We start from the raw sequence: 6,550 nt of genomic DNA on the forward strand, positions 1-6,550 counted from the left end.
CGAGTTCGCCGTTCGAGCACGCCGTATGCTCACGCCGTGACCATCGTCGACATCCCCGGTTCGAAGTCGATCACCGCCCGAGGCCTGTTCCTCGCGGCCGCCGCCCACGGGACGACCGTGCTGGGCAGGCCGCTGCGTTCGGATGACTCCGAGGGCTTCGCCGAAGGCCTTCTCAAGCTCGGCTACCAGGTTTCCCGCACTGACGGGGAGTGGACGATCGAAGGCAGGCCCGAGGGGCCCGCCGTCGACAGCGCCGACGTCTTCTGCCGCGATGGTGCCACCACCGCGCGTTTCCTGCCCGCGCTGGCCTCGGCCGGGCACGGCACCTTCCGCTTCGACGCCTCCGAGCAGATGCGCGCCCGGCCGCTGGGGCCGCTGACCGACGCGTTGCAGGAGCTGGGCGTCGACCTGACCTTCGAAGGCTCGCCGGGGCACCATCCGCTGGTCGTGCGGGCCGACGGGATCAAGGGCGGGGAGCTGACGCTGGACGCGGGGCTGTCCTCCCAGTTCCTGACCGCGTTGCTACTGGTCGGGCCGCTGACGTCCGAGGGACTGCGGATCACCGTGACGGACCTCGTTTCGGTGCCCTACGTCGAGATCACCATCGCGATGATGCGGCGCTTCGGCGTCGAGGTCGTCCGGGACGGCGACACGTTCGTCGTGCCGCCCACGCCGTACCGGGCTTGCCACTACGAGATCGAGCCCGACGCTTCGACGTCCAGCTACTTCTTCGCGGCCGCCGCGCTGACCGGCAACTCGGTGACCGTGCCGGGCCTGGGTGACGGTGCCCTGCAAGGAGATCTGGCCTTCGTCGAAGTCCTGCGGCAGATGGGCGCGGACGTCGAGGTGGGCCCGGACGCCGTGACCGTGACCGGGACGGGCGGGCTGCGCGGCGTCACGGTGAACATGCGCGACATCTCCGACACCGTGCCGACGCTCGCGGCCATCGCGCCGTTCGCGGACGGGCCGGTGCGGATCGAGGATGTCTACAACACGCGGATCAAGGAATGCGACCGGCTCGCGGCATGCGAGGAGAACCTGCGCGCGATGGGTGTCTCGGTCGAGACGGGGCGGGACTGGATCGAGATCCAGCCGGGTGTGCCGACGGGGACGCTGGTGAAGTGCCGTCGGGATCACCGGATCGCGATGTCGTTCAGCGTCACGGGGCTGCGGACGCCGGGGATCACGCTGGACGACCCGGGTTGCGTGAAGAAGACGTTCCCGGGTTTCCACGACGCTCTCGCTTCACTGCGGGCTTCCTGGGGCACTTAGTCCTCTGAATGCGCCCGCGGAAACATGGGATCATCACGAAGCGGCATTTCTACCGGCCTTCCGGTATGCCGCGCGGCTATTCTCGGCATATGACTCAGAGCGAGGACACGAACCGCTGGAGCCACCTTCCCGAGGCCGTGTCCCTGGAGGACACGATCACGATGAAGGCGATCGACCCGGGCAAGGACGGCACGCCCGAAGTCGACCTCGAGCGCTATTGGGCAGCACAGGAACAGGGCTGAACTCCTACCCATCACGCGATCCGGCACCTGGTCGCGGTGATCGCTCACGCGACGACCGCGACCAGGTGCCGGATCGCGTCGTCAGGAGGCGCCGCCGGGCCGCCACAGGATGTCGCCGTCCGGATTCGCCAGCCGGGACAGGATGAACAGCAGATCCGAGAGCCGGTTCAGGTACTTGATCGCCAGCTGATTGGTCGTGGCCTGCTCGGCCTCGAAAAGCGCCCAGCCGGAACGCTCCGCCCGCCGCGCGACCGTGCGGGCCTGGTGCAGGAACGCCGCACCCGGGGTGCCACCCGGCAGGATGAACGACGTCAGCTTCGGCACCCGCTCGTTGAACTCGTCGCACCAGCCTTCCAGCCGCTCGATGTACCGCTCGGTGATCCGCAGCGGCTCGTACGGCGGGTTCTCCACGATCGGCGCGCACAGATCCGCGCCGACGTCGAAGAGATCGTTCTGCACCGCACGCAGCACCTGCGTGATCTCCTCGGGGAGACCACCCATCGCGAGCGCGAGCCCGATGACGGAGTTGGCTTCGTCGACGTCGGCGTACGCACCCAGCCGTGGCGAGGTCTTCGGCACGCGGGAGCCGTCGCCGAGCGCCGTGGTGCCGTTGTCGCCGACCTTCGTGTACACGCGGTTGATGCGTACGACCATGAAGCCGACTCTACCGGCCCGGCGTAAGGCAAATCCGGGCGAGAGGGCATGATTGGCGCCCATGAGCGAGCACTTCGACGTGCACGGCGGAGCACGGCTGGTCGGCGAGGTCGACGTGGTCGGGGCCAAGAACAGCGTCCTGAAACTGATGGCCGCGGCCCTGCTGGCCGAGGGTACGACGACCATCACGAACTGCCCCCAGATCCTGGACGTCCCCCTGATGGGCGACGTCCTGCGCAGTGTCGGCTGCGACGTCGTCATCGACGGCGACACCGCCAAGATCACCACTCCGGCCGAGCTGTCGCACCGGGCCGATTCGGCCGCGATGGGCAAGCTGCGCGCGTCGGTGTGCGTGCTGGGTCCGCTGGTCGGACGGCTCAAGCAGGCCGTCGTCGCGCTGCCGGGCGGTGACGCCATCGGTTCCCGTCCGCTGGACATGCACCAGAACGGACTGCGCAAGCTGGGCGCCACCAGCACCATCGAGCACGGCTGTGTCGTGGCGAAGGCCGACGGGCTGCGCGGCGCGCAGATCTGGCTGGACTTCCCGAGTGTCGGCGCCACCGAGAACATCCTGATGGCCGCCGTGCTCGCCGAGGGCACCACGGTCATCGACAACGCCGCGCGTGAGCCCGAGATCGTCGACATCTGCACGATGCTGACCGAGATGGGCGCGAAGGTCGAAGGCGCGGGCACCTCGACCCTCACCGTCGAGGGCGTCGAGAAGCTGCACCCCACCGAGCACCGCGTGATCGGCGACCGGATCGTCGGCGCGACCTGGGCGTTCGCCGCCGCGATGACCAGGGGCGACCTGACCGTCCGCGGCGTCAACCCGCACTACCTCGACCTGGTCCTCGACAAGCTCCGCCTGGCGGGCGCCGAGGTCGAGACGTTCGGCGACAAGGGTTTCCGCATCGTCCAGAACGAGCGCCCGAAGGCGGTCGACTGGGTGACGCTGCCGTACCCCGGTTTCGCGACCGACCTGCAGCCGTTCGCGGTGGCGCTGTCCGCGGTCTCCGAAGGCACGTCGATGATCACGGAGAACATCTACGAGGCCCGGTTCCGGTTCATCGAAGAGATGATGCGGCTTTCCGGCGACGCGCGTACCGATGGCCACCACGCCGTCGTGCGCGGCGTGGAGAAGCTCTCGAGTGCTCCGGTGTGGGCCGCGGACATCCGCGCCGGTGCCGGGCTGGTGCTGGCCGGTCTCTGCGCGGACGGCGTCACCGAGGTCTGGGACGTCTTCCACATCGACCGCGGTTACCCGCACTTCGTGGAGAACCTGAACCGGCTCGGTGCCAGGATCGAGCGCGTGGCCGGGGAGCCTGACCGGGCTTGATCAGGGCAGGGCGACGAACGGCGCGAGGAAGTCACGCGACGTCGGCGAGTCCAGCCGGTAGGTGACGTTGGTGGCGAAGCAGGGTCCGTCGCCGGTGATGGTCGTCGACACCAGGACGCGCTTGCCGCCGATGGTGGCGAAGTTCGGCCCACCGGAGTCGCCGTAGCAGGCGCCGCCGTTGCCCTGAGGCGCTGTCATCGCCAGCCGCACCCACGTGTTGTTCAGCGCGTTGAAGGTGACCGGCGCCTTCATCCGGACTCCGCCGCCCGGATGGGTGTGCCCGCCCGGCGCGTTCACGGCCTCCTGCGTGCCGTAGCCGGCGACCACGAACGGCGTCGAGTTCAGCGCCTGTGGCCCGAGCGCGTCGAGCTGGCCGGCGCTCGGCAGCGTGGCCGGAGTGAAGGTCCAGCGCGCGGAGACCTGCTTCGCGGGCACCTGGACGACGGCGATGTCGTGCGAGTCGGCCGAGTTGCCGGGGTATCCGGGCTCGTTGTGCGCGACCCCTTCCACCGCGACGGCCTTGGCGATCGCCGCCGGGTCGCCGGGGTACTTCTTTGCCGCCGCGTCGAGACCCGCTTGCACGTCCTGGTCGAGCGAGACGAAGAACCGCACGTTGGCCGGCCAATCGGTGGTGCAATGCGCGGCGGTGAGGAAGGTGTCGGCGTCGACCATCGTGCCCGAGCACACCCAGTCGACCCGGTCGGGTGTGGCGGGGTCGCCGTCGTTGTCCCAGGTCGCGACGAGGGCACCGACCTCGGTGCGCTCCGGTGCGGGCGTGGCGTTGTAGGAGTTGATCGCGGGCGCGGCGGTGGCGCCGCCTCGTCTCGTGCTTCTGGAGACGGGATTCAATGTGGTGGGCGCCCGAAAGTCATCCGCCGAAAGTAGTCACGCGTCCCTGCGCCGCCGGGTCCCCGCGTACAGCGCGGCACCCGCGGCCAGCGAACCCAGCCCGGTCAGCAGCACGGGTTCGAGTTCGAAACCGGTCTTAGCCAGCGAAGGCGGGCTCGCGACCGCGCTGACGGGCCGAGGCGTGACGGCCTCGCCCTGGACCGCTACCGGCACGGCCGCGGGACGGACGCCCTCGCTGTGCGGTCCCCCGCGCGGGGGAGTCTCGGCCGGAGGGTTCGAGGCAGGCGGTGTCCGGTCCGGCACGCAGGCGGTGTGCGCGGGATTGCCGCGCCCGACGCCGTGGTTGCGGTCGCATTCGTAACCCGCGTTGGCATCCGAGCCGCCGGGCAGCTGTCCGGGCGGGTTCTTGTTGTCGGCCTTGCCGACGCAGCCCGCGCACGGCTTTCCGGCCGCTTCACCACCGCCGTTGCCGTTGGCCGACGGCGAACCGTCCCGTGTCGAGTCTTAGGGCCCGCGCTTGTTGGCGCCGTGCCCGGAGAAGTCCGCTTTGGACGGAGGCTGCGGTTTGGTGGTGTCCTGGGCGCGTCCCGGCGGGGCGACGCCGTTGCCGCGCTCACCGGCGTCGGCGGGGGCCGCGCCGAGAAGAACGAGGGAGAAGGCGGCTCCGGCGAGAACGCCGTAGGTCTTCTTGTTCATCGAAGCCTCCTAAGGTCGCGCCATTGCGACATCCGGAGTATCGCGTAAACGACCGAAGGGGTTACTCGAGGACGAGAGCGGCGCCGAATCCGACCAGCGCGGTCCCGGTGACGCCGTCGAGCGCGCGCCGGACCTTGCGGCGTTCCAGCCAGGCCCGGACGCGGTGCACGAAGAACAGCAGCAGAAGCTGGGCGATGGTGCCCGCCGCCGCGATCGTGTAGGCCAGCAGCAGGGCGTCCCCGGTGCCGGTGACGCCCGGGGTCAGGAACTGCGGCAGCACCGACAGGTACAGGACGAGGACCTTCGGATTGGTGAAGTTGGAGAGGAAACCCTCCCGCCAGCGGCGGAATCCGCTCCGGGCGGCGGCGGTCTCGGCGAGCAGGCCGTAGTCGCCGCGGAAGGCGCCGATCAGTGCCCGGACGCCGAGGTAGCAGAGGTAGGCCGCGCCCGCCCATTTCACGGCTTCGAACACCGGCCGCGAGTTCATGATGACCGCGCCGAGGCCGAGCGCCGCCGCGGTCGCCTGCGCGAGGTTCGCGACGCCGATGCCGAAACAGGCCCAGCCGCCACCGCGGACACCGCCGGACAGCGCGTTCTTCAGCACCACCATGTTGTCCGGGCCCGGGACGAGCGCCAGCGCCAGCATCATCAGCGCGAAACCGCCGTAGACACCCCAGGTCATGACTCGAGCACCAAAGCGGCGCCGAATCCGACCAGCGCGGTCCCGGTGACGCCGTCGAGCGCGCGCCGGACCTTGCGGCGTTCCAGCCAGGCCCGCACGCGATGCACTAAGAACAACAGCGTCAGCAGCCAGACCGCGCCCAGCACCGCGACGGTGTACGCGAGCAGCAGCGCGTGCCACGCCGAGGTCGTCACGGGGTCGAGGAACTGCGGCAGCACCGAGAGGTACAGCACGAGCACCTTCGGGTTGGTGATGTTGGAAAGGAAGCCCTCACGGACGCGGCGGAATCCGCTCGATCGTTGCTGCTTCACCGCCGTGACACCGGAGTAGTCGCCCCGCCACGCGCCGCGCAACGCCTGGAAACCGAGGAAGACCAGGTATGCGGCGCCGACCCATTTGAGCGTCACGAACACCGGCTGCGACTGCGCGATCACGACGCCGAGGCCGAGCGCGGCGGCGGTGCCCTGGACGGCGTTGGCCACGAAGATCCCGGCCGTGGCGAGGAAGCCGCCGCGGGTGCCGCCGGAGAGCGAGTTCTTGAGCATCACCATCGTGTCCGGCCCCGGCGCGAGGACGATCAGGACGACGATGACCAGATAGCTGCTGTACGCACTCCACGTCACGGTCACCCACGCTAGACGCCGGGCACGGGCGAGTCTCGCGGATTTCGGTCACAGTCACGATTCCGCGGCCGCGGTAGCCGCTGGGCCGGGTGGGTCGTGGGGGGGGGGTTTGGGTGGGAACCCAACCCCCCCCCCCCAACCACCCACACCGACGGAAGCAGGAGAGGCGTTTTTTCCCCAAGTTTCCCCAAGAACA

The 6,550-nt window shown here is 69.6% G+C and carries 9 protein-coding genes; 3 read left to right on the plus strand and 6 right to left on the minus strand.

The genetic code is table 11. The features are described from left to right. The first annotated feature begins 36 nt into the window (after positions 1 to 36). Both aroA and AC0685_RS36840 read left to right on the plus strand, forming a co-directional pair. Entirely contained in the window at positions 37 to 1,272 is a 1,236-nt protein-coding gene (gene aroA / locus AC0685_RS36835) for a 3-phosphoshikimate 1-carboxyvinyltransferase (protein ID WP_478229696.1), read from the plus strand. A gap of 89 nt (positions 1,273 to 1,361) precedes the next feature. Next, complete coding sequence (locus tag AC0685_RS36840) at positions 1,362 to 1,514, plus strand: hypothetical protein (RefSeq protein WP_478229697.1); 153 nt, start codon at positions 1,362 to 1,364, stop codon at positions 1,512 to 1,514. Positions 1,515 to 1,595: 81 nt separating this feature from the next. On the opposite strand, the gene AC0685_RS36845 is transcribed toward AC0685_RS36840, so the two are convergent. Then, complete coding sequence (locus AC0685_RS36845) at positions 1,596 to 2,168, minus strand: cob(I)yrinic acid a,c-diamide adenosyltransferase (RefSeq protein ID WP_478229698.1); 573 nt, start codon at positions 2,166 to 2,168, stop codon at positions 1,596 to 1,598. A gap of 61 nt (positions 2,169 to 2,229) precedes the next feature. On the opposite strand from AC0685_RS36845, the gene murA reads away from it, so the two are divergent. Then, on the plus strand, positions 2,230 to 3,504 hold the full coding sequence (murA, locus tag AC0685_RS36850; RefSeq protein WP_465367979.1) for a UDP-N-acetylglucosamine 1-carboxyvinyltransferase: 1,275 nt from the start codon (positions 2,230 to 2,232) through the stop codon (positions 3,502 to 3,504). Here murA and AC0685_RS36855 read toward each other — a convergent pair whose 3' ends face one another. The 5 genes from AC0685_RS36855 to AC0685_RS36875 all read right to left on the minus strand — a co-directional run bounded on the left by AC0685_RS36855 (position 3,505) and on the right by AC0685_RS36875 (position 6,354). Then, positions 3,505 to 4,353: a trypsin-like serine protease gene (locus tag AC0685_RS36855; RefSeq protein WP_478229699.1), complete on the minus strand. Its 849-nt coding sequence runs from the start codon at positions 4,351 to 4,353 to the stop codon at positions 3,505 to 3,507. Between the two features lie 36 nt (positions 4,354 to 4,389). Beyond that, on the minus strand, positions 4,390 to 4,566 hold the full coding sequence (locus AC0685_RS36860) for an LPXTG cell wall anchor domain-containing protein (RefSeq protein ID WP_478229700.1): 177 nt from the start codon (positions 4,564 to 4,566) through the stop codon (positions 4,390 to 4,392). Positions 4,567 to 4,857: 291 nt separating this feature from the next. After that, the gene (locus tag AC0685_RS36865; protein WP_478229701.1) at positions 4,858 to 5,049 is read right to left on the minus strand and encodes a hypothetical protein; all 192 of its coding nucleotides are present in this window, start codon (positions 5,047 to 5,049) and stop codon (positions 4,858 to 4,860) included. A gap of 61 nt (positions 5,050 to 5,110) precedes the next feature. Then, complete coding sequence (locus AC0685_RS36870; RefSeq protein ID WP_478229702.1) at positions 5,111 to 5,731, minus strand: LysE family translocator; 621 nt, start codon at positions 5,729 to 5,731, stop codon at positions 5,111 to 5,113. Then, positions 5,728 to 6,354: a LysE family translocator gene (locus AC0685_RS36875; protein ID WP_478229703.1), complete on the minus strand. Its 627-nt coding sequence runs from the start codon at positions 6,352 to 6,354 to the stop codon at positions 5,728 to 5,730. The genes AC0685_RS36870 and AC0685_RS36875 overlap by 4 nt, the downstream gene beginning before the upstream one ends. Between the last annotated feature and the right edge of the window lie 196 nt (positions 6,355 to 6,550).

This window comes from Amycolatopsis sp. NPDC043889, from assembly GCF_056435645.1.

Excerpts from the sequence above, each read along its gene's own strand:
- AC0685_RS36845 (WP_478229698.1), bottom strand. The coding sequence starts at position 2,168 with ATGGTCGTACGCATCAACCGCGTGTACACGAAGGTCGGCGACAACGGC.
- murA (WP_465367979.1), top strand. The coding sequence starts at position 2,230 with ATGAGCGAGCACTTCGACGTGCACGGCGGAGCACGGCTGGTCGGCGAG.
- AC0685_RS36840 (WP_478229697.1), top strand. The coding sequence starts at position 1,362 with ATGACTCAGAGCGAGGACACGAACCGCTGGAGCCACCTTCCCGAGGCC.
- AC0685_RS36865 (WP_478229701.1), bottom strand. The coding sequence starts at position 5,049 with ATGAACAAGAAGACCTACGGCGTTCTCGCCGGAGCCGCCTTCTCCCTC.
- AC0685_RS36870 (WP_478229702.1), bottom strand. The coding sequence starts at position 5,731 with ATGACCTGGGGTGTCTACGGCGGTTTCGCGCTGATGATGCTGGCGCTG.